This window comes from Sphaerisporangium melleum (assembly GCF_014646695.1).
Taxonomy (GTDB): Bacteria; Actinomycetota; Actinomycetes; order Streptosporangiales; family Streptosporangiaceae; genus Sphaerisporangium; species Sphaerisporangium melleum.
Genome location: NZ_BMNT01000040.1, coordinates 1 through 25,294 on the forward strand (window position 1 = coordinate 1; position 25,294 = coordinate 25,294).

At 72.2% G+C, this 25,294-nt stretch carries 28 protein-coding genes and 1 pseudogene; 18 read left to right on the top strand and 11 right to left on the bottom strand.

Features of this window, described 5'->3' with window-relative positions; all coding sequences use genetic code 11:
- The first annotated feature begins 132 nt into the window (after positions 1–132).
- The 4 genes from IEY93_RS39830 to IEY93_RS29570 all read left to right on the top strand — a co-directional run bounded on the left by IEY93_RS39830 (position 133) and on the right by IEY93_RS29570 (position 2,027).
- Complete coding sequence (locus tag IEY93_RS39830; protein WP_373291512.1) at positions 133–291, top strand: Scr1 family TA system antitoxin-like transcriptional regulator; 159 nt, start codon at positions 133–135, stop codon at positions 289–291.
- The gene (locus IEY93_RS29560) at positions 261–413 is read left to right on the top strand and encodes a hypothetical protein (RefSeq protein ID WP_189166433.1); all 153 of its coding nucleotides are present in this window, start codon (positions 261–263) and stop codon (positions 411–413) included. The genes IEY93_RS39830 and IEY93_RS29560 overlap by 31 nt, the downstream gene beginning before the upstream one ends.
- An 8-nt stretch (positions 414–421) precedes the next feature.
- The gene (locus tag IEY93_RS29565) at positions 422–598 is read left to right on the top strand and encodes a DUF397 domain-containing protein (RefSeq protein WP_203968408.1); all 177 of its coding nucleotides are present in this window, start codon (positions 422–424) and stop codon (positions 596–598) included.
- Between the two features lie 229 nt (positions 599–827).
- The gene (locus tag IEY93_RS29570) at positions 828–2,027 is read left to right on the top strand and encodes a UDP-N-acetylglucosamine--N-acetylmuramyl-(pentapeptide) pyrophosphoryl-undecaprenol N-acetylglucosamine transferase (RefSeq protein WP_189166435.1); all 1,200 of its coding nucleotides are present in this window, start codon (positions 828–830) and stop codon (positions 2,025–2,027) included.
- Positions 2,028–2,076: 49 nt separating this feature from the next.
- Here the strand turns inward: IEY93_RS29570 and IEY93_RS29575 are convergent, their stop codons facing one another.
- Positions 2,077–2,250: an NAD(P)-dependent oxidoreductase gene (locus IEY93_RS29575; protein ID WP_189166436.1), complete on the bottom strand. Its 174-nt coding sequence runs from the start codon at positions 2,248–2,250 to the stop codon at positions 2,077–2,079.
- Positions 2,251–2,601: 351 nt separating this feature from the next.
- Between IEY93_RS29575 and IEY93_RS29580 the strand changes: the two genes are divergently transcribed.
- From IEY93_RS29580 to IEY93_RS29590, 3 genes are all read left to right on the top strand, one after another.
- Positions 2,602–3,102 carry a NucA/NucB deoxyribonuclease domain-containing protein gene (locus IEY93_RS29580; protein ID WP_189166437.1) on the top strand — a complete coding sequence of 167 codons (501 nt, stop codon included), beginning with the start codon at positions 2,602–2,604 and terminating at the stop codon, positions 3,100–3,102.
- A 130-nt stretch (positions 3,103–3,232) separates the two neighbouring features.
- Positions 3,233–3,751, top strand: coding sequence for a hypothetical protein (locus tag IEY93_RS29585; protein WP_189166438.1), 519 nt, complete (start codon positions 3,233–3,235; stop codon positions 3,749–3,751).
- Between the two features lie 324 nt (positions 3,752–4,075).
- Positions 4,076–4,804, top strand: coding sequence for a dienelactone hydrolase family protein (locus IEY93_RS29590; protein ID WP_189166439.1), 729 nt, complete (start codon positions 4,076–4,078; stop codon positions 4,802–4,804).
- A gap of 105 nt (positions 4,805–4,909) precedes the next feature.
- On the opposite strand, the pseudogene IEY93_RS29595 reads toward IEY93_RS29590, so the two are convergent.
- The 4 genes and pseudogenes from IEY93_RS29595 to murA form a co-directional block, all read right to left on the bottom strand.
- Positions 4,910–5,281, bottom strand: a pseudogene (locus IEY93_RS29595) (LysE family translocator); the annotation flags it as partial.
- The gene (locus IEY93_RS29600; RefSeq protein WP_189166440.1) at positions 5,278–6,027 is read right to left on the bottom strand and encodes a metallophosphoesterase; all 750 of its coding nucleotides are present in this window, start codon (positions 6,025–6,027) and stop codon (positions 5,278–5,280) included. The pseudogene IEY93_RS29595 and the gene IEY93_RS29600, both read right to left, overlap by 4 nt.
- Before the next feature lie 303 nt (positions 6,028–6,330).
- Positions 6,331–8,706, bottom strand: coding sequence for a transglycosylase domain-containing protein (locus tag IEY93_RS29605; protein WP_229691583.1), 2,376 nt, complete (start codon positions 8,704–8,706; stop codon positions 6,331–6,333).
- A 53-nt stretch (positions 8,707–8,759) separates the two neighbouring features.
- Positions 8,760–10,064 carry a UDP-N-acetylglucosamine 1-carboxyvinyltransferase gene (murA, locus tag IEY93_RS29610; RefSeq protein ID WP_189166441.1) on the bottom strand — a complete coding sequence of 435 codons (1,305 nt, stop codon included), beginning with the start codon at positions 10,062–10,064 and terminating at the stop codon, positions 8,760–8,762.
- 116 nt (positions 10,065–10,180) lie between these two features.
- Between murA and IEY93_RS29615 the strand changes: the two genes are divergently transcribed.
- Complete coding sequence (locus IEY93_RS29615; RefSeq protein ID WP_189166442.1) at positions 10,181–10,837, top strand: hypothetical protein; 657 nt, start codon at positions 10,181–10,183, stop codon at positions 10,835–10,837.
- A gap of 107 nt (positions 10,838–10,944) precedes the next feature.
- On the opposite strand, the gene IEY93_RS29620 is transcribed toward IEY93_RS29615, so the two are convergent.
- The 4 genes from IEY93_RS29620 to ybaK form a co-directional block, all read right to left on the bottom strand.
- Positions 10,945–11,568: a hypothetical protein gene (locus IEY93_RS29620; RefSeq protein ID WP_189166443.1), complete on the bottom strand. Its 624-nt coding sequence runs from the start codon at positions 11,566–11,568 to the stop codon at positions 10,945–10,947.
- Between the two features lie 2 nt (positions 11,569–11,570).
- A complete protein-coding gene (locus IEY93_RS29625) occupies positions 11,571–12,143 on the bottom strand; it encodes an RNA polymerase sigma factor (RefSeq protein WP_189166444.1) in 573 nt (190 codons plus the stop codon).
- A 129-nt stretch (positions 12,144–12,272) separates the two neighbouring features.
- On the bottom strand, positions 12,273–13,673 hold the full coding sequence (locus IEY93_RS29630; protein WP_189166445.1) for an amidase: 1,401 nt from the start codon (positions 13,671–13,673) through the stop codon (positions 12,273–12,275).
- Between the two features lie 208 nt (positions 13,674–13,881).
- The gene (gene ybaK / locus IEY93_RS29635; RefSeq protein ID WP_189166446.1) at positions 13,882–14,382 is read right to left on the bottom strand and encodes a Cys-tRNA(Pro) deacylase; all 501 of its coding nucleotides are present in this window, start codon (positions 14,380–14,382) and stop codon (positions 13,882–13,884) included.
- A gap of 100 nt (positions 14,383–14,482) precedes the next feature.
- Between ybaK and hisD the strand changes: the two genes are divergently transcribed.
- From hisD to IEY93_RS29680, 9 genes are all read left to right on the top strand, one after another.
- Positions 14,483–15,787 carry a histidinol dehydrogenase gene (gene hisD / locus IEY93_RS29640; protein ID WP_189166447.1) on the top strand — a complete coding sequence of 435 codons (1,305 nt, stop codon included), beginning with the start codon at positions 14,483–14,485 and terminating at the stop codon, positions 15,785–15,787.
- Positions 15,784–16,941: a histidinol-phosphate transaminase gene (locus IEY93_RS29645; protein WP_229691584.1), complete on the top strand. Its 1,158-nt coding sequence runs from the start codon at positions 15,784–15,786 to the stop codon at positions 16,939–16,941. Before hisD ends, IEY93_RS29645 begins: the two co-directional genes overlap by 4 nt.
- Positions 16,938–17,558 (top strand): imidazoleglycerol-phosphate dehydratase HisB, encoded by a 621-nt coding sequence (gene hisB / locus IEY93_RS29650; RefSeq protein WP_189166448.1) that lies wholly within the window; start codon positions 16,938–16,940, stop codon positions 17,556–17,558. Before IEY93_RS29645 ends, hisB begins: the two co-directional genes overlap by 4 nt.
- Positions 17,555–17,710, top strand: a complete 156-nt coding sequence (locus IEY93_RS29655) for a CG2302 family histidine operon protein (RefSeq protein WP_189166515.1) — start codon at positions 17,555–17,557, stop codon at positions 17,708–17,710. Before hisB ends, IEY93_RS29655 begins: the two co-directional genes overlap by 4 nt.
- On the top strand, positions 17,701–18,333 hold the full coding sequence (hisH, locus tag IEY93_RS29660; RefSeq protein ID WP_189166449.1) for an imidazole glycerol phosphate synthase subunit HisH: 633 nt from the start codon (positions 17,701–17,703) through the stop codon (positions 18,331–18,333). The genes IEY93_RS29655 and hisH overlap by 10 nt, the downstream gene beginning before the upstream one ends.
- Before the next feature lie 45 nt (positions 18,334–18,378).
- Complete coding sequence (locus IEY93_RS29665; protein ID WP_189166450.1) at positions 18,379–18,717, top strand: hypothetical protein; 339 nt, start codon at positions 18,379–18,381, stop codon at positions 18,715–18,717.
- A gap of 4 nt (positions 18,718–18,721) precedes the next feature.
- Complete coding sequence (gene priA, locus IEY93_RS29670) at positions 18,722–19,444, top strand: bifunctional 1-(5-phosphoribosyl)-5-((5-phosphoribosylamino)methylideneamino)imidazole-4-carboxamide isomerase/phosphoribosylanthranilate isomerase PriA (RefSeq protein ID WP_189166451.1); 723 nt, start codon at positions 18,722–18,724, stop codon at positions 19,442–19,444.
- Complete coding sequence (gene hisF / locus IEY93_RS29675) at positions 19,441–20,211, top strand: imidazole glycerol phosphate synthase subunit HisF (RefSeq protein ID WP_189166452.1); 771 nt, start codon at positions 19,441–19,443, stop codon at positions 20,209–20,211. The genes priA and hisF overlap by 4 nt, the downstream gene beginning before the upstream one ends.
- Before the next feature lie 287 nt (positions 20,212–20,498).
- Positions 20,499–21,875 carry an LppU/SCO3897 family protein gene (locus IEY93_RS29680; RefSeq protein ID WP_189166453.1) on the top strand — a complete coding sequence of 459 codons (1,377 nt, stop codon included), beginning with the start codon at positions 20,499–20,501 and terminating at the stop codon, positions 21,873–21,875.
- 174 nt (positions 21,876–22,049) lie between these two features.
- Here IEY93_RS29680 and IEY93_RS29685 read toward each other — a convergent pair whose 3' ends face one another.
- Both IEY93_RS29685 and IEY93_RS29690 read right to left on the bottom strand, forming a co-directional pair.
- Positions 22,050–22,220 (bottom strand): hypothetical protein, encoded by a 171-nt coding sequence (locus tag IEY93_RS29685; RefSeq protein WP_189166454.1) that lies wholly within the window; start codon positions 22,218–22,220, stop codon positions 22,050–22,052.
- Between the two features lie 267 nt (positions 22,221–22,487).
- Complete coding sequence (locus IEY93_RS29690) at positions 22,488–23,123, bottom strand: TIGR03085 family metal-binding protein (RefSeq protein ID WP_189166455.1); 636 nt, start codon at positions 23,121–23,123, stop codon at positions 22,488–22,490.
- A 384-nt stretch (positions 23,124–23,507) separates the two neighbouring features.
- Here IEY93_RS29690 and IEY93_RS29695 point away from each other — a divergent pair, with 384 nt between their 5' ends.
- Positions 23,508–25,292 carry an ABC transporter ATP-binding protein gene (locus IEY93_RS29695; RefSeq protein WP_229691590.1) on the top strand — a complete coding sequence of 595 codons (1,785 nt, stop codon included), beginning with the start codon at positions 23,508–23,510 and terminating at the stop codon, positions 25,290–25,292.
- The last annotated feature ends 2 nt before the right edge of the window (positions 25,293–25,294 follow it).

Consider the following 25,294-nt stretch of genomic DNA (forward strand, 5'->3'; position numbering starts at 1 on the left):
CAGCAGCCACCCCGCTGACCAGCCCGCCTCTTCCAAACCCAACGCCGGAAGGGGCATCAACTCACAAACCGACCTCTGAGTGCTTCACGGCATTGGCGACGAGCTCACCCACCAGGAGTTGTGCGCGCACAAGTGGCCCGGTTGCTGGAAGTCGCGGCACACCCACGCGTCACCATCCAGGTCGTCCCCTACACGGCCTGGTCCGCGATCGGTCTTCAAGCGTCCTTCAGCATCGCGGAACTGCGCGGTGTGCCCACAGCGTGTACGTCGAGAGCGCACCCCGTGGCCTGACCGTCGGTGACCGTGAGACCATCGCAGCGCTGGTGGGACGTTTCGACGCTCTACGGGCGGCGGCCCTTCCGAAGAACCTGTCATTCGGCTTCATCGAGGAAGTGATGGCGCAGTGGACCTGAGCAACGCGATGTGGCGTAAGTCCTCTTGGTCTAGTGGCGATGGCGGCACATGCGTGGAGATGGCCTCCAACCTGCCGGGTATCGTCGCCGTTCGGGACAGCAAGAACCCCCAGGGCCCCGCTCTGGTCTTTCCGGTCCACCAGTGGCGCGCGTTCCTCCTGAGTGCGAAGACCGGAGAGGTCTGATCTCGCGTCGCTAGCAGGACAGCGGCGGGCGCCGAATAGTCGATGTCGGCGCCCGCCGGGAAATGGTGCCTTCGGCGCGCTTTGTTTCGGGCGACCCTCGTCTCTGTGGTCGCCGCATCACCGCTGGTCACCGTTTGGAGTCGTTCGTGGTGTGAGCACAGGAGTGCGGGCAGAGGGGGGCGGTGATGGATGGCCGGGGGAGAGCCGGGCGCTGCTAGTGTCGCGCGGTGTGAACAGCGTCGGCGGGGGGCTCCCGTCCTCTGAGGAGCGTCCTTTCCGCTTGATCGTCACCGGCGGTGGGACGGGTGGGCACACCTATCCCGCGCTCACCGCCGTACGCACTCTGCAGGGCAGGCTGGCGGAACACGGCCGGGCATTGGACGTGCTGTGGGTCGGCTCGGCCGGCAGCCTGGAGGCCCGGGTCGCGGCGGGAGAGGGCATCGCGTTCGCCGAGGTCGCCACCGGCAAGGTACGGCGGTCCCGGAACCCGCTGGGCATGCTCTCGCTCGCCAACCTCAAGGACATGGCGCGCGTCCCGCTCGGCGTCGCCCAGGCCCGGTCGATCGTCTCGCGGTTCCGTCCGGACGTGGTGCTCGCCACGGGCGGCTACGTCGCCGTGCCGGTTGGCCTCGGGGCGTGGATGTGCCGCCGGCCACTGGTGGTGCACGAGCAGACGGTCCGCCTCGGGCTCGCCAACCGGCTACTCGCCCGCGCCGCCCGCCGGGTCGCGGTGTCCTCGGAGTCGTCTCTGACGCTGCTCCCGGAGTCGGTGCGGCGGACGGCGGTGGTGACCGGCAATCCGGTACGACCCGAAGTGCTGACCGGGCGGCCCGACAAGGCGATCGGCGCGCTCGGCCTGCACGGCTTCGACTCGGCGCTGCCGACGGTGTACGTGACCGGAGGCGCTCAGGGGTCGCAGCAGATCAACGGCCTGGTAGGGGAGATCCTGCCGTGGCTGCTGTCCCAGGCGAACGTCGTCCACCAGTGCGGGCCGAACAACGTCGACGAGCTGCGCCGGCGCGCGGCACAGGTGCCCGCCGCGTCGGCCGCCCGCTACCACCTGACCGGGTACCTCGGCGCCGAGTTGCCCGACGTCCTGGCCCTGGCCGATGTGGTGATCTCACGGAGCGGGGCGGGGACGCTCGCCGAGCTGACCTCGCTCGGCAAGGCCGCGGTTCTCATTCCGCTCGCCAGCTCCGCCGGCGGTGAGCAGGCGCACAACGCGCGGCACCTGGCCGAGGCCGGCGCCGCGGTCGCCCTGTTGGGCGAGGCGTCCGCGCACAACCTGGGCGAGGCCCTGGCCCCTCTGCTCGCCGACCCCGCCCGCCGCGCCGCAATGGCCGCCCGCGCCCGCACCCACGGCCGCCCCGACGCCGCCGGCCACCTCACCGACCTCGTCCTGTCCGCCGCGGCGAACAGGCGTTCCTGACCGTGATGCGGTCGAGCCGAGGCGGGTAGACGCCTCGGCTCCCGAGTTCTCACGAAGTGATGACCACGGCTCGGTGCAGGTAGGCGTTGTCGTGGAGTTCGGTGAGCATGAACTCCGCGATGTCGGCGCGGGAGACCTTGGCGGTGAAGGAAAGCCGAAGCTCGGTTCCCGCGTGGTAGCGGCCGGTGCGGGGCCCGTTGGTGAGCACGAACCCGGCGCGCACGGCGGCACGTCTGGTCCCGTCCGTGTGGCCCCGATGCCCGGCCGGCTCCGGCCGTGGGCCCAGATCGAACCGTTGCGGCCGGAAGGTGCCGCGCCGACCGCCCAGACGGAACCGCTCTCCGGCTGGATGGCGAGGTCGCGGACGGACGCGTTCTGGTCGGGCGGAGCCGGAAAGACGCCCGGCTCGACACTTTCGGCGCCGATGCGCGGATAACGGCTGCCTCCGCCCTTGGCGTTGTAGACGACCCAGGCCCCGCCTCTGCCGTCGGGCTCCGCCTGGGCGCGCGGCTGGAAGCCCGGTTCGCCACGGACCTCGATGTCGAAGCCGCCCAGATAGCCGGACAGCAGCAAGGTGTCACCGCAGAGCACGCCGTCGTACCCGCCGACGCGCAACCCCCTGGGCAATGAGCAGAACAAGAACATCCCCGGCAACTGGCTGGCCAAGAGCGACCCGCTGACCCGCGGCAAGCCCGGGGTCATCAACACGGAGAACCGGTTGCATTTCTCCCGGATCGAAATGCACATGGACGTGGGGACGCCGCAAGAAAAGCACTTGCTGATTCCACCGGAGAGGCCGCGCCACGCCTTCAGCATCAACTACTGCAAGTACTACATGCCGCAGAAGTATCCCGCTCCGTTCAGGGCGGACGGCCTGCCCCCCGGCGGGCCGAACAGCTGCGACGAATATCCGTTCGCCGCAACTTTGGAAGGGGCGAAGGCCGCCAAGGTCCATTTCTCCGTACGCGCCGTGAACGCGGCCCATAACTCGCTTCAAGGAAGGATGCTCGAAACATTCTTCACCGATTTCCGTGCTGGGGAGGGCAACCGGTTCTGGGTGCTCACTGAGGACTGATCCCTGGACCAGGAAGAGGGCGAGAGGTGGTACGGTATGGCTTCTCGCCCGCTTTCTCCTGGTGACTGGGATTGGAACCCGGCCAGCCCCTATGAATTCCTTCCCCGCCGAAAGTCAGCACCCTCTTCTGGTGGCGCACGGCCTCCATCCGTGGTTCGCCGCCCAATGGGTCGGCATCGAGGACGGCAACGAGGTCGCCCAGCGGTTGCGCGTCCCGGTGGAGACCATGGAGACGTGTGACTTCCAGACCGCCATGGAGTCGTACGCGCCCACGTCCGAGACGCTACGGGTCTGGATCACCTCGCATGTCCCGGGCTGGTCCCATGTCCTGGTCCTCAGCGGGTGGACGATGCCGTCCGCGGAGGTGCTCAGTCGCGGTGGTAGGCGCGTCTTCGAGATCGCCTACACCAGTGGGGTCGAGGAGATCGAACCGATGGGCTACACCCACGACGGAGTGAGCGCCGGAGACATCTTCCAGGCGGACGAGTACCACGACTATTGGGCGGATCTGCCGTATGACGACATGATGCCGCCGGCGGATGAGCTGGAGCAGTATCTCGTCATCGTGGGCAGGATCACCGAGCGGTTCCTCGACCGCGATTGGTTCTCGGCACACGGGCTGCTGTGCACCATTCCTGACCCAGGCTGAGGCGAACAGCCTCGTCGTACGTCATGGACACTCGCCGCGCCGTCCGATCAGTCCGGTTCAGATCACGCGGGAGGTCTCCTTCCAGTAGCAGGCCCTTGTAGAGCTTGCCGGTCTGTCCGCGATCGAAGCTCTCCAGTGCCGCGTCGGACGACGTTCGCCTCGGCGAGGCGCGGGCGATGTTCCTCGTGATACCTTCGGCGTCGCCGTGCACCACTGTGAGTTCAAGGAGGTGAGACCCATCAACGCTGTGACAGGTCGGGCCTCCCTCCTCTGCATGGTCTAGGGAGCGCCCGCACAAGGCATCCCGAAAGGCTTGAAACGCTGATGCGCTTCACCTCTGTGACGTCGTCGGACGGCGTCACCGAACAGTTCTTCACCCTCGGCGAGATCCCTGGCGTGCTGTGGACGCCGGAAGACGCCCGCGGTACTCGTCCCCTGATCCTGCTTGGCCACGGCGGCGGGCAGCACAAGACGGCCCCCGGCACCGTGTCCCAGGCCCGCCGCCTCGCCGCCGAGGGTTTCGCGGTCGTCGCGATCGACGCGCCCAACCACGGCGACCGGCCCAAGGACGAGGAGTTCGGCCGGATCGCGGCGGAAATGCGGGCCGGCATGGCCGCCGGTGAGAATCCTGGCGCGCTGGTCGCCGGCATGCACGGCTATCTGGCCGGTCAGGCCGTCGCCGACTGGCGGACGGTCCTGACCGCGGTTCAGCGCCTCGACCAGGTCGGCGTCGGCCCGGTGGGCTACTGCGGCATGTCGATGGGCTGCGGACTGGGCATCCCGCTCATCGTCGCAGAGCCCCGGATCCGTGCCGCGGTGCTGGGCCTGCTCGGCGTGCATGGGCTGGCCGAGGACGCCGCGCGGATCACCGTGCCGGTGCGGTTCCTGGTCCAGTGGGACGACCAGCTGGTCCCGCGGGACCAGAGCCTGGCCTTGTTCGACGCTCTGGCCTCGGCTCAGAAGACGTTGCACGCCAACCCCGGCAAGCACGGGGATGTGCCGTCGTTCGAAGTGGACGGCTCGGTGAGGTTCTTCGCCCGGCATCTGGGCTGACACGAGATCACAGTGACCGGCGCGCCGGCCGGAACCCGTTCCCGGCCGGCGCGCTCGTGTCACCTTGACCGGCCCGAGGGTCAGGGAGATGGAGGCGGCCTTGGGGTTGAGCACGTTCGCGAGCAGGGCCTGGGTGTGGCGGGACCCGGTACGTTTCGGCTCCTGCCGCGGGGTGGGAGGCGGGGGCAGGGTGGTGGAGCGCCAGGTCCACAGGCCGAGGCCGACCAGGTAGGCCGCGCCGAGGAACTTGACGACGGCGAATGCCTGGCTGGAGTGCATGACCAGGGCCGACAGGCCGGCGATGGCCAGGACCGCGTGGACGTACAGGCCGCTGCACGTACCGAGGACGACAGGGAGGGCCTGCGGGCGGCCGCTGGTGGTGACGTGCTGGATCAGCAGGGTCAGGCCGGCGCCCGGCGTGGCGATGATGGGCAGGATCGCCGGCAGGAACGCGGTGATCGCGTACGGATGGATCACGCAGGGAGCACGACGCGGTAGTGCGTGGTGAGGCGATGCTCGTCGTCCAGGATGTGGAAGGCCAGGCCGGGTGGCTGCTCCAGGTCGGCGAACTGATCGCCCTCCCAGGGCAGGCGCAGTGTCCAGGTGACGGCCGGTCCGACGATCAGGGGGCGGCCGGCGAGGGAGGAGGCGGCCGCGGTGTGCGCGTGGCCGGTGAGCACGGCGACGACCTGCGGGTGGGCGTCGAGCAGTGCGGCGAGGTCGCCGGGCGACTCCAGCCGGATGGAGTCGAGCAACGGGTGGTGGAGTTCGACGGGGGGATGGTGGAAGGCGATCAGCGCAGGGGTGTCCGGGGCGAGCCCGTCGAGGGTGGTGTGCATCCAGGCGAGGGTCTCGGGGTCCAGCCGGCCATCGTCGCGTCCCGGGATGGTGGAGTCGCACATCAGGATGGTCGTGCCGGCGATGTGGTGCACCTCGTTGACGGGGCCGGAGCCGGGCGGCCGCCCCAGCAGCGCCTTGCGGTAGGCCTGGCGGACGTCGTGGTTGCCGGGGCAGGGGAGCACCGGGAAGGGGGCGGCCAGAATCCGGGCGGCCTCTTCGTACTCGGCCTCCGCGCCGTGGTCGGCGATGTCACCGGTGACCAGCAGGGCGTCGACCGGGCGGGGCAGCGCGCGCAGGTAGTCCATGACCCGGGTCGCGCGCCGGGTCGCGCGGTCGGTGCCGTCGAGGTGCAGGTCGCTGATCTGAGCCAACAGCAGCGTCATCACGTGATCGTCCCCTCAGCGGATCGCCTGATGGATGAGCGAGATCTACCGTTAGGACGGTAGAGGATCGTCGCGGCCCTGGCACGGGCCGCCATCGACCTCCTGGCCGGTCCCCAGCGGGAGCGGTTGCGCGCTTGCAAGTCCGCTACCTCGTGCAGAGCCATGGGCGGCGGGCATGGTGGGAAGCCGTCCTGCGGCAGCCGGGCCTGGAGGGCACGCCACTACCTGCGCCGCGACGCCCCGGCTCACTGAGATCCGCCCGGCCGCGCCCACGGAAGTGGTGTGAAGTTTCCGCTGGGCGAGTCAGAAGCGGCGGCGGTCGGCGGGGTGGGTCCAGGTGTGCCGGTGCCGGTGCCGGGCGGGACGGTCGTAGGGAAGGATCCACAGGTAGGGCCAGGTGCGGTCGTACCAGTGGGCGGGGCGGTGCCAGTGGCGGCGCAGGCCGCGTTCGCCCGGCCGGCCCGCGTACTCCTCGGCGTACTCCTCGTCCCCGGGCCGTTCGCGTCCGTCCGGGCCGAGCCGGGGGTCGGCGAGGTCCTCCGGCTTCATGCCCGGGGTGGTGCCGCCGCCGAACCGGCCGAAGTCGGGCGAGTGGAACGAGGTCGCCGGGCGGTCCTGCAGAGCCAGCTCCATCGAGCGCACCCAGATCGGTCCCGGCAGCGTGGCCCCCTGGACGCCGCCGTAGCTCTGGCCGCCGATCTCCACCCCGGTCAGCGGGTACTTGTAGGCGCCCCTGATGTCGCCGAGGCTGACCGCCGCCGCCAGGTCGGGGGTGTACCCCGCGAACCAGGCCGAGGTGTAGCCGTTGTTGGTGCCGGTCTTGCCGGCCGCGTCCCGGCCGATGCCCTGGCCTTTCATCGTGCCCCGGGTGAACACCCCGCTCAGGATGTGGTTGACCGCGTCGGCGACGTCCTTCTCGACGGCCTGGCGGCAGTCCGGTTTGAGCTTGGTACGCACGCCCCGCGCATCGACGATCTCCAGGATGGCCGCCGGCCGGCAGTAGCGCCCGCGCGCGCCGAAGGCGGCGAAGCCGGCGGCCACGGTGAGCGGGTCCATCTCGTTGACGCCGAGGGTGAAGGTCGGCACCTCTCTGAGCGGCCGCCCGTCCGCGCGGACCATGCCGAGCGAGCGCGCGGTGCGCACGACGTCGCACAGTCCGACGTCGCGTTCGAGCATCATGTAGAAGATGTTCACCGACTGCCAGGTGCCGGTGGCCAGGCTGTACGGGCCGCCCTTGCCCTCGCCGCCGGCGTTGTGCACGACCGTGCCGGGGGCGTTGACCTTGTGCCCGGCGCAGTCCTTGTACCCGGAGGAGGGGACGAAGCTGCCGGGGGTGTCGAACCCCTGGTCGAACCGCCAGCCCTTCGCCAGTGCCGTGGCCAGCGTGAACACCTTGAACGTGGACCCGGCCTGGAAGCCCTGCCCGCCGCCGTGCGCCATGTCGGCGGGCAGGTTGTAGGTCGTCCGCGGTCCGTCCTTGCGCTCGCCGGGGTTGGCCCCGTACTTCTTGCTCGCCGCCAGCGCGCGCACCCGCCCGGTACCCGGCTCGACCATCGCCTCGGCGGCCACCTGGTCGTCCTTGGCGTGGACGTACGCGGCGATGGCCTTGTCGGCGGCCTTCTGCGCGGTGGGGTCCAGCGTCGTCCTGATCGTGATCCCGTCGCGGAACAGCCGGCGCTCGCGTTCGGCCACCGTGCGGCCGAACGCGGGGTTGAGCAGCACCTCCTTCTGCACGTACAGGCAGAAGAAGGAGTGGTCGCTCTCGGAGCACCCGCCGGGTTCGGGCCGCAGGTTCAGCATGAGCGGGCGGGCCTTGGTGGCGACGGCGGTCGCCTGCGGGATCATCTTGAGCTGCGCCATGCGGTCGAGCACGAGGTCGCGCCGCTCGCGCAGCCGCTGCCGCTGCTCGGGGCCGAGCGTGGGGTCGGTGAAGTACGGGGTGCGGACCGCCCCGGCCAGGGTCGCGGCCTGGTCCAGGGTGAGCGCGGCGGCCGAGGTGCCGAAGAACCGCTGCGCGGCGGCCTGGACGCCGAACGCCCCGCCGCCGAAGTAGGCGATGTTGAGATAGCGCACCAGGATCTGGTCCTTGGTGTACTTGCGCTCCAGGCTCACGGCGTACCGCAGCTCCTGCAGCTTCCTGCGGATGCTCGGCGCCCGCGCCTGCTCGCGCTCGGCCTCCGAGCGGGCGTTCTGCACCAGGACGTTCTTCACCAGCTGCTGGGTGAGCGACGAGCCGCCCTGCACGATGCCGCCCGCCCGCGTGTTGCTGATGATCGCCCGCAGGGTGCCCCGGATGTCCAGCCCGCCGTGCTCGTAGAACCGGGCGTCCTCCATCGCGACGATCGCCTTCAGCATCATCGGGGCGATCGCCGTGAGGCCGACCGACTCCCGGTTCTGCACGTAGAACCGGGCGAACTGCCGGCCGTCCTTGTCCAGCAGCCGGCTGCGCTGGGGCAGCGGCGCCTCCCACAGGACCGCCGGCACCTCGAACACGTCGTGGGCGAGGTCGCGGGTGAAGACGCCCACCCCGCCGACGGCGGGCAGGGCGAGCGCGGCGACCAGTACACCGCCCGCCACCCCGGCCCCGCCCAGCACCGCGAGACCCGCCAGCACCGGTCGCTCCCGGCGCGGCGAGGACTCCCCGCCGGGCGCCCGGCGGACGTCGGATCCCGAGGTCACGGCATTAGACGTACGACCGCAGGAAGCCCGGCAAACGCCCCTTCGGGGAAGCTTTACGCTTCCCGGTTGATCTTCAGTCCAAGTGAGGTGAACTGGTCGAAAACGCGGTGGTACCCGCGCTCGATGTGGTTCACGCCGCGCAGCGTCGAGTTGCCCTCGGCGACCGAGGCGGCGAGCACCGCGGAGAACCCCGCGCGGATGTCGGGCAGCGTGACGTCGGCGCCGCGCAGCTTGGAGATGCCCCGAACCACCGCCGAGTGCTTGGCGTTGGTGTCGTGGTAACGGCAGGCCGGGCCGCCCAGGCAGGCGTCGAAGACCTCGATCTCACAGCCCATCTTCTGCAGCGCCGGCACGTACACCAGACGGTTCTCGAAGACGGTCTCGTGCAGCACCGACATGCCCTCGGCCTGGGTGAACAGCACCATCAGCGGCGTCTGCCAGTCGGTCATGAACCCCGGATGGGTGTCGGTCTGCACCGCGGCGCCGCGCAGGCCGTTGGGCGCCGAGGCGGTCAGCCAGTCGTCGGTGATGTCGAACTGCGCGCCCATGCGGGCCAGGGTGGTGATGGCGGTGACCAGGCGGTCCTGCGGGCAGCCGTGCACCCGCACCTCGCCGCCGGTGATCAGCCCCGCCACCAGGTAGGAGAACGCCTCGATGCGGTCGCCGGCGAGCCAGGTGGACGCGCCCCGCAGCCGGTCGACCCCTTCGATGACGATGCGCCGGTCCGGGCTGAGCTCGATGCGCGCGCCCATGCGCTGCAGGAACAGCGCCAGCTCGACGACCTCGGGCTCGGTGGCCGCGCCCTTGATCACCGTCTTGCCCTCGGCGAGCACCGCCGACAGCAGGATCGTCTCGGTCGCGCCGACGCTGGGGTAGGGAAGCTCGATGCGCGTGCCGCGCAGCCGGGTGGCCTTGGCCGAGATGCCGCCGTCGCCGACCTCCACCTCGGCGCCCATCGCGCGCAGCGCCTCGACGTGGAAGTTGACCGGCCGCCGCCCGATGGGGTCGCCGCCCACCAGGGGGACGAACGCCTCGCCGGCCAGGTGGAGCAGCGGGCCGAGCATGAGGATCGGGATGCGGTTCAGCCCGGTGAACGCCGCGGGGACCCGGGGACGGATCTCGGGGCCGCGCTCGAGGGTGATCTCGCGCGCGGTGATCTGCACCTCGATGCCCAGGGCGTCGAGCATCGCGGCGGTGATGCCGACCTCGCCCACCTCGGGCGCGTTGTGCAGGGTGCTCGGGCCGCTGCCGAGCATCGCGGCGACCATGTGCTTGGACACCGCGTTCTTGGAGCCCCGGACCTCGACGTCACCGCGCAGCGGCCCGGAGGGTTCGATCTGCCATACCTCATCGCTCACGGGGGACAGCCTAACCGGGCGCTCCGGGTCGGCCGAAGGCACCGCCTGCCGGCTCTCCTCGGTAGCATGAAGGGTCCGCGTGCTGGTGCTGGAACGGTTCATGGCGAGGTGATCGGGTGCGGCAGCTGCGCGACTTCGGGCTCACCGTCATCGTGCTGGCCCTGCTGGGGGTCGCGGCCGGGTTCCTGTGGTCGGTCCTCGCGCCCCGCACGCCGTACGTCGTCACCAAGACGGGCCCGCAACTCGCCGATCCCACCACCCAGACGCTGATCGCGGCCGACGGCTGGTTCGCCGTCATCACCGGCGCGGCGGGGCTCGCGTGCGGCATCGTCGCCTACCTCATCGCCCGCAAGGGGCGCCCGCTCGCCCTGCTGGCGGGTCTGGCGGCCGGCGGCCTGCTGGCCGGGTGGCTCGCGCTCAGCGTCGGCACCTCCGTCGGCGGATCCATGATCCAGGCCGCCGCGGCGCCCGGTGGTGCTTCGGCGGGCGACACGGTGAACGTGCTGTCGCTGACCGCGCGCGGGGTGCTGCTGGCCTGGCCGCTGGTCGCGGTGGCGGTGTTCGGCATCATCGAGTCGGTCGACGGCTACCGCGACTCGCCGCCGCGCCACCCGTACGCCGGCGAGCCCGCCCCGCCCCGCAGCGGGCCGGGCGAGCCCTGGCCGGGCGACGCCTACCACGCCGGCCCGGGCCGAGCGGAGCCCGGCCCCCACGGGCCCCGCTCTTCCCTCTCCGACCCCGACTCTCCGGAAGGCCCGGGCACGGGCGGCTGACCCGGCGGAGCCCCGGGCCCTCGATCGGAGCGCCGGTCAGGCGCGCCCACCAGAACGCTCAACGAGGTCCGCGCGGCGGCTCATGGGGCTCGCGGCCCCCCTGACCTCTAGTGCGGGTCGTCGACGGGGGTGCACGGCGCGACGGACGTGCCCGCCTGGGCCAGCCAGGCGCCGAGTCGCCAGGGCACTCGCGCGTCCTGGTTGTCGCGGAACTCCACCACGAGCGTCTCCCCGGGCCTGATGTACCGCGGCGAGATCCGGATCGTCCGTACCGAGGTCACCTGGGTGGCCTTGGCGGACCGCGACCCATCGACCATCGAACGCAACTCGCGTGGCCGCGTGGCGGCCGGTCCGCCGTAGGTCTCGTCCACGCCCGCGAACCGATCGGGTGCGCACTGCTCGCCGGCGGCCAGGAACGTCACATCGGCCCGGATGCCGGCCGCACCCAGCCTGGCCTGCAGCCCGGCGGGGTCGTGCAGTTCGTTCACGGTCACCGTGATCGTGCCGTCCGGGCTCTCGGTCACCGCGTAGGCGGGGGTGCCGGCTCCGCCGAGCAACGGTGCGGCGACGAGCGCCGCCGCTGCGACACCGGCCGCGATCAGTAACCGGGGGCCGGTGACGACGCGCCGCCGCGGGCGCATCCCGTCGAGGAGCCGCTGCCGAGCTCCGGCGAGCTCCTCGGGGGTGGCCGGCGGAATGGTGCTCCACATGGCCTTCAGTTGGGCATCCATCGTCATTCTCCTTGTTCTTGTCGATTCAGTGCGTGACGGACCCGGTGGCGGGCCCGGTTGAGCCGCGAGGCGACGGTTCCCGGCGGGATGGCGAGCGCTTCGGCCACCTCCTGGTAGCTCAGTTCCGCCCACGCGACGAGCAGCAGTACGTCGCGGTCGGCCTGGGAGAGGTCCAGCAGCGCCTGTGCCAGCGGCCGGTTGACCGCCAAGGTGCCGACCCCGTCCTCCACCCGCAGGCCCGACAGCTCCGCCGGATGCACGCCGCTGCGGATGTAGGCGCGGTAGAGGCTCGTCTCCGCGCGCCGTCGCTTGCCGATCACGTTGGAGGCGATGCCGTACAGCCAGGGCCGGGCGTCGCTGCGGCTACGGTCGTAGTCGCCTCGGTGCTGGAAGGCCGCCAGAAAGGTGTCGGCCACGATGTCCTCCGCCTCGCTCGGCCCCAGGCGCCTGGTGGCGTAGCGGTGCAGGAGCGGCGCGTGCCGGTCGAAGAGGACGGAGAAGATCTCGGGTTCATCGAGCGATCTTTCGATGAGGATCGCGTCATGGACCTCGACAGCTTCGCGGGAGAGTGTCATGCATACCGGCCTTTCGTCGGCGTATGCGGTCACTCGTACTTACCGCGGCACGCCGAAAAGCTTCACCGGCCATGCTGGGACGGCCCGGCGGGGACACGCCGCCCTCGGTGTCCTGCCCGGGCCGGGAGGTCAGCCGAGGGGCGGGCGGCGGTCGCCGTACCGGGTGGCCTGCTCGAAGGCATGCGCCGCGCGCAGCACCGTGAGGTCGGCCCACGGCCGTCCGACGATCTGCACGCCGACCGGCAGGCCCTCGGGGGTGAACCCGCACGGCACCGAGGCCGCGGGCGCGTGCAGCACGCTGATCCAGTACGCCGAGCGCATCCAGGCCAGGTAGTCCGGCATCGGCGTGCCGTCGATCTCGGTGACGTGGCGCTGCCCGACCGGGAAGGGCGGCACCTGGCTGACCGGGCAGATCAGGATGTCGTAGGTGTCGAAGAAGGCGTTCATCCGCTGGAACAGGCCGCTGCGCAGCCGCTCGGCGCGGGCGAGGTCGGCGCCGGTGACCTTCAGCCCCTGCTCGACGTTCCAGGCGACGTTGGCGCCGAGCAGGTCGCGGGGCAGCTCGCCGAAGGCACTGGCGTAGTGCCAGGCGCGGTAGGTGCGGAAGGCGTCCTCGGCGCCGGACAGGTCCAGCTCGACCTGCTCGACGTCCGCGCCGAGGCCGGCCAGCACGCCGGGCGCGCGCGCGGTCACCGCCGCGGTCGCCGGGTCCACGGGCAGGCCGCCGAGGTCGGGGCTCCAGGCGACCCGCATGCCGGCGACGCCGGTGTCCAGCGGCGCGGCGAACACCGAGCCGTCCTCGCGCACCGCGAAGGGCGAGGTGGGCGCGAACCCGGAGATCACGCTCATCAGCAGGGCGGCGTCGGCGACCGTCCTGGCCATCGGCCCGGCGACGCTCAGGGTGAACCAGGCCGCGGTGGGCGAGGCGTCCGGGACCCGGCCGGGGGTCGGCCGCAGGCCGACGACGTTGCAGAACGAGGCGGGGTTGCGCAGCGAGCCGCCCATGTCGGAGCCGTCGGCCAGCGGCACCAGCCCGGCGGCGAGCGCCGCCGCCGCGCCGCCGCTGCTGCCGCCCGCGCTCTTTGCGGTGTCGTACGGGTTGCGGGTGGCGCCGAAGATCTCGTTGACGGTGTGCGAGCCGGTGCCGAACTCGGGGGTGTTGGTCTTGCCGAGGGTCACCGCGCCGGCCGCGCGGGCCCGCCGCACCACCAGCGCGTCGCTCGCGGGCACGTGGTCGGCGAACAGCGGCGAGCCGTAGGTGGTGCGGATGCCGGCGGTGTCGGTGAGGTCCTTGAACGCGATGGGCAGCCCGTGCAGCGGGCCCTGCCAGTGGCCGCGGGCCAGGCCCTCGTCGAGCCGCCGCGCCTCCGCGAGCGCCCGCTCGGCGGTCAGGGTCACGATCGCGTTGACCTCGCCGCCCACCTGCTCGATGCGGCGCAGGTGCGCCTCGGTCAGCTCGGCCGCGCCGACCCGCCGCTCGCGCAGCAGGCCCAGCATCTCGACCGCCGACAGGTAGAACAGCTCGCTCACCCGCGCCCCCTTCGGCACACTCGCCCCCGCCCGGCCCGCCGGGCGGCTCCCGTCAGGCCAGTCTGGACACCCGGCACGCCTCCGGCGACGGCAAGGGTTGCCAAGGGCGCCCACACCGGCTCGCCACCGTACGGTGGCGCCGGATTCGCCTTATACCTTCCCGCCGGCGCGGGGCCGGCGAGAGGGCTTCGGCGTACGGCGGGGGAGGTCAGGAGGACTTGGCGATGGCGGCGGTGACGGCCTTGGTGAGGCGGATCAGGTCGGCGGGGGCGGCCTCGATCTGCAGGCCGCGCCGGCCGGCGGAGAAGTAGATCGTCTCGAAGTCCAGCGCCGAGGAGTCGATCACGGTGGGCAGCGCCTTGCGCTGGCCGAGCGGGCTGATGCCGCCGACCACGTACCCGGTGACCCGCTCGGCCTTGGCCGCCTCGGCCATCGCCGCGCGCTTGCCGCCGAGGGCGGCGGCGAAGGCCTTGAGGTCGAGTTTGCCGGCGACCGGGACGACGGCGACCGCGAGCCCGGTCTCGACCTCGGCGACCAGGGTCTTGAAGACCCGTTCGTGCGGCAGGCCGAGCGCGTCGGCGGCCTCCTCGCCGTAGGCCTGGGCGTTCGGGTCGTGGTCGTAGGGGTGCAGGGTGAACGCGGCGCCGGCCTTGGTCAGGGCCACGGTGGCGGGAGTGCCCTGCCCTCCCTTGCTTTTGGTCTTGGTCACCGCCCCAGCCTAACGGCAGATTAAAATCTACAATGTAAAGGCACCGTCCACATGGCGGACGCGCACCGGAGTGGGCGGCCACCCTCCGTAGACTGGTCCGGTGATATCCCGTATCGACATGCGCGGGTCTCTGCCGGAGAACCTGCGCGACGTGCTCCCCCGCGCCGAGCTCGACGTAGAGGCCGCCCTGTCGAAGGTGCGCCCCCTGTGCGACGACGTGCGCCATAGGGGAGTGGCGGCCGTACGGGAGTGGACCGCCCGCCTCGACGGCGTCGAGCTGGGCGCCACGCGCGTGCCCGTGACGGCGCTCGCCGAGGCCCTCGCCGGCCTCGACCCGGCCGTCCGCGCCGCGCTGGAGGAGTCCATCCGCCGCGCCCGGCTGGTCCACCGCGACCAGCGGCGCACCGACACCACCACCGAGGTCGTCCCCGGCGGCACGGTCACCGAGCGCTGGGTCCCCGTCGACCGGGTCGGCCTGTACGTTCCGGGCGGCCGCGCGGTCTATCCCTCCAGCGTCGTGATGAACGTCGTGCCCGCGCAGGAGGCCGGCGTGCCGTCCCTGGCGGTGAGCTCGCCGCCGCAGGCCGACTTCGGCGGGCTGCCGCACCCCACGATCCTCGCGGCGTGCGCGCTGCTCGGCGTGGAGGAGGTGTACGCCGTGGGCGGGGCGCAGGCCGTGGCGATGTTCGCCTATGGCACCGAGGAGTGCCCGCCGGTCACCATGGTCACCGGGCCGGGCAACATCTGGGTCGCCGCCGCCAAGCGGCTGCTCAAGGGACGCATCGGCATCGACTCCGAGGCCGGCCCCACCGAGATCGCCGTGCTCGCCGACGACACCGCCGACCCGGCGCACGTCGCCGCCGACCTGATCAGCCAGGCCGAGCACGACGTCATCGCCGCCGCGGTGCTGGTGACCACCAGCGAGGCGCTGGCCGACGCCGTCGCGCGCGAGCTGCCCGCCCAGGTGGCCGCCACCAAGCACTCCGGGCGCATCACCGAGGCGCTCGCCGGCCCGCAGTCGGGCATCGTGCTGGTCTCCTCGCTGGAAGACGGCCTGCGGGTGGTCGACGCCTACGCCGCCGAGCACCTGGAGATCCAGACGGCCGACGCCCACGCGGTGGCCGCGCGGGTGCGCAACGCCGGCGCGATCTTCATCGGCGCCTACGCCCCGGTGTCGCTGGGCGACTACCTCGCCGGGTCCAACCACGTGCTGCCCACCGGGGGCTGCGCCTGCCACTCCTCGGGCCTTTCCGTGCAGACGTTCCTGCGCGGCATCCACGTCGTCGACTACACGCGCGACGCGCTCGCCGGCGCCGCCGATCACGTGTACGCCCTGTCGGAGGCCGAGGACCTCCCCGCGCACGGCGCCGCCGTCCGGGTGCGCTTCGAGGGAGGCTCGCGATGACCGCCGGGCGTATGCGCCTTTCCGACCTGCCGATCCGTAACGACCTGCGCGGCCGCTCGCCGTACGGCGCGCCGCAGATCGACGCGCCGGTGCTGCTGAACACCAACGAGAACCCCTACCCGCCCTCCGAAGGGCTGGTCGCCGACCTGGCCGAGGCCGTGCGCCGTGACGCGGCCACGCTCAACCGCTACCCCGACCGCGAGGTCGTGGCCCTGCGCGAGGACCTCGCGGACTACCTCGGCCACGGCCTGACCGCCGAGCGGGTGTGGGCGGCCAACGGCTCCAACGAGGTGCTCCAGCAGATCCTGCAGGCCTTCGGCGGCCCCGGCCGGTCGGCGATGGGCTTCGAGCCGTCGTACTCCATGCACCCGATCATCACGACCGGCGCCGCCACCCGGTGGATCTCCGGCGCCCGGGAGGACGACTTCGGGCTGGACCCCGGCAAGGCCGTGGCCGCCATCGAGGAGCACCGCCCCGACATCGTCTTCCTGACCAGCCCCAACAACCCGACCGGCACGGCGCTGCCGCTGGAGGCCATCCAGTGGGTGGTGGAGGCCGCGCCCGGCATGGTGGTGGTCGACGAGGCGTACTTCGAGTTCGCCCGCACCGGCACGCCCAGCGCGCTGACGCTGCTGGAGGACAACCCGCGGCTGATCGTCACCCGCACCATGTCCAAGGCGTTCGCCATGGCCGGCACCCGCCTGGGCTATCTCGCGGCCGACCCCGCGGTGATCGAGGCGCTGCTGCTGGTGCGCCTGCCCTACCACCTGTCCACGCTGACCCAGGCGGCGGCGCGGGTCGCCGTCGCCCACCGCGGCGAGCTGCTCGGCACGGTCGACCGGCTGCGCGCCGAGCGCGACGCGTGCGTGGCCCGGCTGCGCGGCCAGGGGCTGTCGGTGGCCGACTCCGACGCCAACTTCGTGCTGTTCGGCCGCTTCGGCGACCGCCGCGCCGTGTGGGAGGGGCTGCTCGAGCACGGCGTGCTGATCCGCGAGGTGGGGCCGCCGGAGTGGCTGCGCGTCTCCATCGGCACCGCCGACGAGATGGCGACCTTCCATCAGGCCCTGACCGCCGTGCTCCCCACGGCGGACGTCATCCCCGCGCCCGGCCGCCCCGGGCGTGACGACCCGCAGCAACCCGAGGAGATCGCGTGACCAGTCCCGCCGCGGACGCGCCGAGGCCGAGGACCGGCCGCGTCGAGCGTACGACCAAGGAGACCTCCGTGCTGGTGGAGGTCGACCTCGACGGCACCGGCCGGGTCGAGGTGTCCACCGGCGTCGGCTTCTTCGACCACATGCTGGCCCAGCTCGGCAAGCACGGCCTGTTCGACCTGACGGTCAAGACCGATGGCGACCTGCACATCGACTCCCACCACACCATCGAGGACACCGCCCTGGCGCTGGGCGCGGCGTTCCGGGAGGCGCTGGGCGACAAGTCGGGCATCCGGCGGTTCGGTAACGCGTCCTGCCCGCTGGACGAGGCGCTCGCCGAGGTCACCGTCGACCTGTCCGGCCGTCCCTACCTCGTGCACACCGAGCCCGAGGGCATGGCCCCGATGATCGGCCCCGACTACGACACCACGCTGACCCGGCACATCCTGGAGTCGTTCGTCGCCCAGGCGGCCGTCTGCCTGCACGTGCGGGTGCCGTACGGGCGCAACGCCCACCACATCGTCGAGGCGCAGTTCAAGGCGCTGGCCCGCGCGCTGCGGGCGGCCAGCGAGCGCGACCCGCGGGCCACCGGCGTGCCGAGCACCAAGGGGGTGCTGTGACCGGCAACTGGACCGCCATCGCCATGATCTTCGTGGCGCTGTTCCTGCTGGGCGGGGTCTTCTCCTTCATCAAGCAGGGCATCAAGGCCGGCGCCGCCGTCTGCGGCGTCGGCGCGGCGCTGGCGCTGGTCGCGGGGGTGCTGTGGTGGTGAACGTCGTCATCCTCGACTACGGCTCGGGCAACCTGCGCTCGGCCGAGCGGGCGCTGGCCCGCACCGGCGCCCAGGTGACCGTGACCGCCGACCACGACGCCGCCATGGCCGCCGACGGGCTGGTCGTCCCCGGCGTCGGCGCGTTCTCGGCCTGCATGAGCGGGCTGAAGGCCGTACGCGGCGACCAGATCATCGGGCGCCGCCTGGCCGGCGGCCGGCCGGTGCTCGGCATCTGCGTGGGCATGCAGATCCTCTTCGCCGAGGGCGTCGAGCACGGCGAGCACACCGAGGGGTGCGGCGAGTGGCCGGGCGTGGTGGAGCGGCTGGAGGCCCCGGTGCTGCCGCACATGGGGTGGAACACCGTCCAGGCCCCCGAAGAGTCGGTGCTGTTCGCCGGGCTGGACGACGCGACCCGCTTCTACTTCGTCCACTCCTACGGCGTGCGCAAGTGGGAGCTGACCCCCGGTGACGGCTTCCAGGCGCCGCTGGTCACCTGGGCCGAGCACGGTGTGCCGTTCGTCGCCGCGGTGGAGAACGGCCCGCTGATGGCCACCCAGTTCCACCCGGAGAAGTCCGGCGACGCGGGCGCCGCCCTGCTGAAGAACTGGGTGGGCACGCTGTGACCCTCCCGCCGCGCCCGGCTCGTTCCCCGTGGTAGTGGTGCGCCGGTGAGCAAAGAACGCGCGCGCCGCCGCGCCCAGCGGGAGGCCGAGAAGGCCCGGCAGGCCGCAGTGCGCGCCGCGCGCGAGGCGCGACGGGCCCGGTGGCGCCGGATGCGCGCCCGGGTGACCGCCGCGGTGCCCCGCCCGGTGCGGGTGGCCCGCCAGGGCGGGCTGATCGCCCGGCGGCACCGCGCGCAGAACGCCGTGATGGCGCTGCTGTTCGTGCTCGTGCAGGCCGGTTCCTGGTTGCTGCTGTCCACCTGGGCGGCCCGGCTGGGCGCCCTGGTGTTGTCCCTTCTGCTGCTGCCGGTGCTCGTCACCGTCCTCTTCGACCGGAGGTCCTAGAACAATGTCGCTGGTGCTGTTGCCCGCCGTGGACGTCGCCGACGGGAAGGCCGTGCGCCTCGTGCAGGGTGAGGCGGGTACGGAGACCTCCTACGGTGACCCGCTCGCCGCGGCGCTGGCCTGGCAGCGTGCGGGCGCCGAGTGGATCCACCTGGTGGACCTGGACGCCGCGTTCGGCCGGGGTTCCAACCGCGAGCTGCTGGCCTCGGTGGTGGCCGCGCTGGACGTCCAGGTCGAGCTGTCCGGCGGCATCCGCGACGACGCGTCGCTGGAGGCCGCGCTGGCCACCGGCTGCCGCCGGGTGAACATCGGCACCGCCGCCCTGGAGGACCCCGCCTGGTGCTCCAAGATCATCGCCGAGTACGGCGACCGCATCGCCGTCGGCCTGGACGTGCGCGGCACCACGCTGGCCGCGCGCGGCTGGACCAAGGAGGGCGGCGACCTGTGGGAGGTGCTCGACCGCCTGGAGGCCGACGGCTGCCCGCGCTACGTCCTCACCGACGTCACCAAGGACGGCACCCTGCGCGGCCCCAACCTCGACCTGCTGCGCCAGGTCTGCGCCCGCACCGACAAGCCGGTGATCGCCAGCGGTGGCGTCTCGTCCCTGGACGACCTGCGGGCGCTGGCCACGCTGGTTCCCGAGGGCGTGGAGGGCGCCATCGTGGGCAAGGCGCTGTACGCGCAGGCGTTCACGCTGGAGGAGGCCCTCGCGGCGGTGCGGGCATGACCGTCGCCGTACGGGTGATCCCCTGCCTGGACGTCGACGCGGGGCGGGTCGTCAAGGGGGTCAACTTCGAGAACCTCAGGGACGCCGGCGACCCGGTCGAGCTGGCCCGGCGCTACGACGCCGAGGGCGCAGACGAGCTGACCTTCCTGGACATCACCGCCTCCTCCGGCGACCGCGAGACCATGATCGACGTGGTCCGCCGCACCGCCGAGCAGGTGTTCATCCCGCTCACCGTCGGCGGGGGAGTGCGCGCCGTGGAGGACGTCGACCGCCTGCTGCGCGCCGGCGCCGACAAGGTGGCGCTCAACACCGCCGCCATCGCCCGTCCCGAGCTGCTCACCGAGGCGTCGCGCCGGTTCGGCGCCCAGTGCGTCGTGCTGTCGGTGGACGCCCGGCGCGTCGTGGACGGCGAGCCCACCCGGTCGGGGTTCGAGGTCACCACGCACGGTGGGCGGCGCGGCACCGGCATCGACGCCGTCGAGTGGGCGCGCCGCGGCCAGGAGCTCGGTGCCGGGGAGATCCTGCTGAACTCCATGGACGGGGACGGCACCAAGGACGGCTACGACCTGGAGATGATCAAGGCGGTGCGGGCCGCGGTCACCGTGCCGGTGATCGCCAGTGGCGGCGCCGGTGCGCTGGAGCACTTCCCGCCGGCGGTGGACGCGGGGGCGGACGCCGTTCTCGCCGCCAGCGTCTTCCACTTCGGCCAGCTCGCGATCTCCGACGTCAAGCGCGCCTTGCGCGCCGCGGGCCACCCCGTCCGCTGAGCGGCCACCAACGGTCGTCCTGACCGGTCAGGAGTCCTGTGCGGTGCGATCACGCGCACCGCACAGGACTCCTGCGTCGTTCCGGCGCGGGGTGGGGGACAGGCGTGACCTGGGGCGATCGGCCGCCGTCGGGTGGAAGGCGGTGAGCCGGGCGAGCCGAACCTGTTTTGTTACCCGGAGGGAACGGTCCATAACCGCTCGAATGGTGGAATGTCTTCGCGCGTCAGATGGTGATCCGCTACGGTCATGCGGGTTCTTCTACGGTGTCGCAGACTCGAGGATTCTCCGTGACCACTCCCCCCACCCCCCGGCAACCGGATTCTCCCTACCAGCAGGGCTCGGCCTATCCGGGAACGCACCAGCACGATCCCCTCGGGCAGCCGGGCGGTGCGCCGTACGCCGCGCAGCAGCAGGCCGCCCCCGGGCAGGACCCGCTGTCCGGCCAGGGGTATGCGAGCCAGGGCCACGCCACGCCGCAGCAGGGGGTGTACCCGCAGGCGCCCTACGGGAGCGGAGCGTCAGAGGGGTACGCCCCGCAGCCGGGGCACGGTGGCGGGCAGGGTGCCTACCAGGGGCAGCAGGGCGGGTACGACGCGCGGCCGGGCCAGAGCGCGGCCTACGGCACGCAGGCCGGTCACCCCGGTGATCACGGGCAGGGGTGGCCGGGCCACGCCGCCCAGCAGGACGGGTACGGCGCCCAGCCCGGGTACGGGGCGCAGACCGGTCAGAGCGCGTACGGCGGTCAGGCGGACCAGGCCGGGCATGGGACGCAGGCCGGTCAGGGCGGATACGGCGCGCAGCCCGGGTACGGGGCGCAGGCCGGTCAGAGCGCGTACGGCGGGCAGGCCGACCAGGGCGGCCACGGGGTGCAGGCCGGGTACGGCGGTCAGGCCGGTCAGGCCGAATACGGAGGCCGGAGCGGCCAGGGCGGGTACGGTGGCTCGCCCGGGCAGGTGGCCGTCGGGTACCCGCCGCAGACTCAGGATCCCTCCCAGCAGGCGCAGGGGCAGGGCTACCCGCAGCCTCCGGACCCCTACCAGCAGGCCCAGGATCCGTACCGGCAGGGGCACCCGCAGGGGGGAGCGGTCCCGGATCCCTATCAGCAGCACTACGGTCAGGGACGGCAGCCGGCGCAGGACCCGTACGCCCCGCAGGGCGGTCAGGGGCAACAGCAGGCACAGGACCCGTACGCCCAGCGGCCGCAGGGGCAGGATCCCTACGCCCAGCAGGGCGGCGGTGGACAGTGGCAGCCCACCGAGCCCGCGGCCCCGGCCAAGAAGAAGGTGACCGGCAAGCTGCTCGGCGCGCTCGGCGCGGTGGGCATCTTCGTGGTGATCGCGGCCGTCAAGTTCGGCGCCGGTTTCGTGCTGGGCGAGGGCGTCGGCGCGGTCGGCGACCAGGTGACCGGCGCTCCCCGCATCGCCGATGTCGGTGACTGCATGGCGGGGCAGAACGAGAACAGTCTGAAGGTCGTCGACTGCAAGGACGCCGGCGTGGAGTGGAAGGTCTCCCAGAAGGTCGAGGGCAAGACCGAGGCGCAGTTCGACGCGGACAAGGAGTTCACCATGTGCCGCGACAAAAAGGTCACTTCGGCCTACTGGGAGGGAGAGCGGGGCGGCGCCGGCTGGGTCCTGTGCCTGATCCCGGCCGGCAAGAAGGGCTGACCGCGCTCCGGACGTCCGCCGCGACTGGCCTGGTGCGGGTTTGACCCGCACCGGGCCGGGCAGGCGCAACCCCGGGTACACCGCGATCGGCTTCGGCGTACCCGGGCATGGCTCAGCGGCCCACGTCGGCGAGGCGGGAGGCTGCCGGGGGCCGGAGGAGGTGATGCCGCCCGGTCAGGCGGTAAGGCGCGAGAAGAACAGAGCGAGCTGCCCGGCACCGTTGGTGATGCCGTCGAAGACTCCTCTGACCGCCGAGGCGGCTTCGGCCGGCCGGGAGTACAGATAGAAGACCACGAACGCGATCGCGAGGTACGTGAGTACCTTCTTGGTTCTCGCCGTTAACATCGGACTTCCTCCCGAGCACTCTGGCGTGGCCCTGTGAGACGGCGGGACGGCCGACCTTCCGGGACGGTTGCACCGTTCCCGAAAGATCATAGCCACGGGTCGGCAATTGCGGGCTGCCGGCACCGCTGATCCCGCCATGTCGTGCAACGAACATCATTCCCTACTCGGATCCGCAATCTACGGACCAGTAGGGCTATGTAGCGACATGGCTAATATCGTGGGCGCGCGAGGCTGCGCTGGGCACCTTTCTGGTTGCGGACTGTACGATCACACGCCCAGGTCGGCGGCGCGCAGGCGCTCGACGGCGGCCTGGTCGCCCTCGTAGGTGAGGCGGGCGTGCTCCTGCCGGCCGAAGGCGAACAGCAGCAGCTCCATGGGCTCGCCGGTCACGACGACGCGCGGCTCGGCCTTCTTGCCGCCCGCCTTGCGTCCGTCGGGCAGCCGCATGACCACTCCGACCGGCGCCTTGCGCAGCATGAACGGCGCGCCGGTGCTGAGCCGCTTCCACACGGTCTCGTTCAGGCCGGCCGGCAGCTCGCGCGGCTCCCACCCCGGCGCGGCCCGCCGGACGTCCTCGTGGTGGACGAGGAACTCCAGCATGTTCACCAGCATGTCGACGGCCGGCACCAGGCCGTACGGTGACCAGCGCGGCGGCCCCTGGCGGACGGTGTCCACCAGCTCGGGGTAGCTCCGTCCCGTCTTGATCCGCTGCTGTACGGAGGCGGTGTACCCGGCGAGCGGCTTGACGGCGATGCCGGGCGCGGCGTCCAGCCTGCGCTCGCGCAGCACGAGATGGGCGGCCAGGTCGGCCGTCGTCCACCCCGCGCACAGTGTGGGGGCGTCGGGGCCGAGACGGTCGAGCAGATCACACAGGGCGGCGCGCTCGGCGCGTGCGTAGGTCACTCTGATCACCCTAATCGCGTCCGGGGCTCGACCCCGCGCAGCGTGTTCGCCGGGCTCCGCCGCCCTTCGCCGCACGGGCGGACCCGCCGCGCCGCACCGATGACCATCCCCGACCGACGGTAGTTCGCTCGGTAGCTCCACTTATGCCCGTCATATACGCCTCTGGGGATGTATGGGGCTAATGCTAGGAAAGTTGCTGTCGCGGGCGGAGTGGGAGTGTTTCGGGGGTGGGCGGTAGGGGTGGGAATAAATGGGTTGCCGCGGATGATAGGCATTAGGGCGGACCGGTTCCCCCGGCGAGCTCGGACCGGCCCGCCTGGCCTCCGTCCCCCGATCGAGAGGATCCCCCGCGTGCCGAGCGAGTCAGAGCACACGTCGTCCGTCATGCGCCAGGGGTTCGGCGTCATCGGCCACGCCGTCCGGAGCGAACCGCGCGTCTTCACCGGGGCCGTGCTGTCCAGCGCGGTCTACGGTGCGATGACCGTGGCCTCCTCCTGGGCGCTGGGCTGGGCGACCGAGCACGCCGTACTGCCGGCCTTCCGATCCGGCTCGCCGGCCACCGGCACGCTGACCGCCGCCGCCCTGCTGATCGTGGGCGTGGCGGTGCTGAAGGCGGCCGGGGTGATCGGCCGCAGGGTGCTGGCCGGCATCATGCAATATCGCATGCAGGCCCGTTCGCGCCGGGCGGTGACCCGCCAGTACCTCCGGCTGCCGCTCGCCTGGCACCACCGGCACCCCACCGGGCAACTGCTGTCCAACGCCGGCTCCGACATCGAGGCCGCCTGGGCGCCGCTCGCCCCGCTGCCGATGGCCGTCGGCGTCGTGGTCATGCTGGTCACCGCGGCCGCCGGCATCGTGGTCGTGGACCCGATGCTCGCCATAGTCGGCTTTCTGATCTTCCCGGCCATCGCCGTGCTCAACCTGGTGTACCAGCGCAGGCTCTCGCCGCTGGTGATGCGCGCCCAGCAGCTCCGCGCCGAGGTCAGTGAGATCGCGCACGAGAGCTTCGACGGCGCGCTCGTCGTCAAGACCCTGGGGCGGGAGGACACCGAGGCCGAGCGTTTCCAGGCCCGGGCCGACCGGCTGCGCGAGGCCAACATCGCCGTCGGCCGGGTCCGCGGCATGTTCGATCCGCTGCTGGAGGCGCTGCCGACGCTCGGCGTCCTGGCGGTGCTGCTGTTCGGCTCGCTGCGCCTGGCCTCGGGCGGGGTGACCTCCGGTGAGCTGGTCCAGGTCTCCTACCTGTTCACCCTGCTCGCCTTCCCGGTCCGCGCGCTCGGCTGGGTGCTGGCCGAGCTGCCGCGCAGCGTCGTCGGCTGGCGGCGGGTGCAGGATGTGCTGAACGCCTCCGGCTCGATGGAGTTCGGCCCGGCCCACCTGGCCACGCGCGGCCCGGCCCGCGTGCAGGTGCGCGACCTGAGCTTCGGCTACGTGCCCGGCGCGCCGGTGCTGTCCGGTGTGGACTTCGACGTCGAGGCCGGCCGTACGGTGGCGCTCGTCGGCCCCACCGGCTCGGGCAAGTCGACGCTGACCCAGCTCCTGGTCCGCCTGATCGACCCCGACGAGGGCCGGGTGCTGATCGACGGGGCGGACCTGCGGGACGTCGCGCGGGGCCAGGTCAGCGCGGTGGCGGCCCTGGTGCCGCAGCAGACGTTCCTGTTCGACGACACGGTGCGCGGCAACCTGACCCTCGGCGGCGCCGAGGGCGCCTCGGACGAGCAGATCTGGGCGGCCCTGCGCCTGGCCCAGGCCGAAGGGTTCGTCAGCGCCCTGCCCAAGAACCTGGACACCCGCATCGGCGAGCGCGGCGCGACGCTGTCCGGCGGGCAGCGCCAGCGCCTGGCGCTCGCCCGGGCCCTGGTCAGGTCGCCCCGGCTGCTCATCCTGGACGACTCCACCTCCAGCGTGGACGCCCAGGTCGAGGGCCGCATCCTGTTCGGGCTGCGCGACGGTTCGCCGGACTCGACGGTGATCGTGGTCGCCTACCGGATGGCGACGATCGCGCTGGCGGACGAGGTGGTCTACCTGGAGCAGGGCCGGGTCGCCGACCGCGGTACGCACGAGGAGCTGCTGGCCCGGTGCGCCGGCTACCGCGACCTGGTCACCGCCTACGAGCGGGAAGAGGTCGAGCGCGCGGCGCTGGACGCCGGCGAGGAGGTCAACGCGTGACG

Coding starts and splice junctions, on each gene's coding strand:
- IEY93_RS29565 (WP_203968408.1), top strand. CDS start 422: ATGTGGCGTAAGTCCTCTTGGTCTAGTGGCGATGGCGGCACATGCGTG.
- IEY93_RS29590 (WP_189166439.1), top strand. CDS start 4,076: ATGCGCTTCACCTCTGTGACGTCGTCGGACGGCGTCACCGAACAGTTC.
- IEY93_RS29600 (WP_189166440.1), bottom strand. CDS start 6,027: ATGACGCTGCTGTTGGCTCAGATCAGCGACCTGCACCTCGACGGCACC.
- IEY93_RS29620 (WP_189166443.1), bottom strand. CDS start 11,568: ATGGATGCCCAACTGAAGGCCATGTGGAGCACCATTCCGCCGGCCACC.
- IEY93_RS29625 (WP_189166444.1), bottom strand. CDS start 12,143: ATGACACTCTCCCGCGAAGCTGTCGAGGTCCATGACGCGATCCTCATC.
- IEY93_RS29645 (WP_229691584.1), top strand. CDS start 15,784: ATGACCGCCGGGCGTATGCGCCTTTCCGACCTGCCGATCCGTAACGAC.
- priA (WP_189166451.1), top strand. CDS start 18,722: ATGTCGCTGGTGCTGTTGCCCGCCGTGGACGTCGCCGACGGGAAGGCC.
- hisF (WP_189166452.1), top strand. CDS start 19,441: ATGACCGTCGCCGTACGGGTGATCCCCTGCCTGGACGTCGACGCGGGG.
- IEY93_RS29685 (WP_189166454.1), bottom strand. CDS start 22,220: ATGTTAACGGCGAGAACCAAGAAGGTACTCACGTACCTCGCGATCGCG.
- IEY93_RS29695 (WP_229691590.1), top strand. CDS start 23,508: ATGCGCCAGGGGTTCGGCGTCATCGGCCACGCCGTCCGGAGCGAACCG.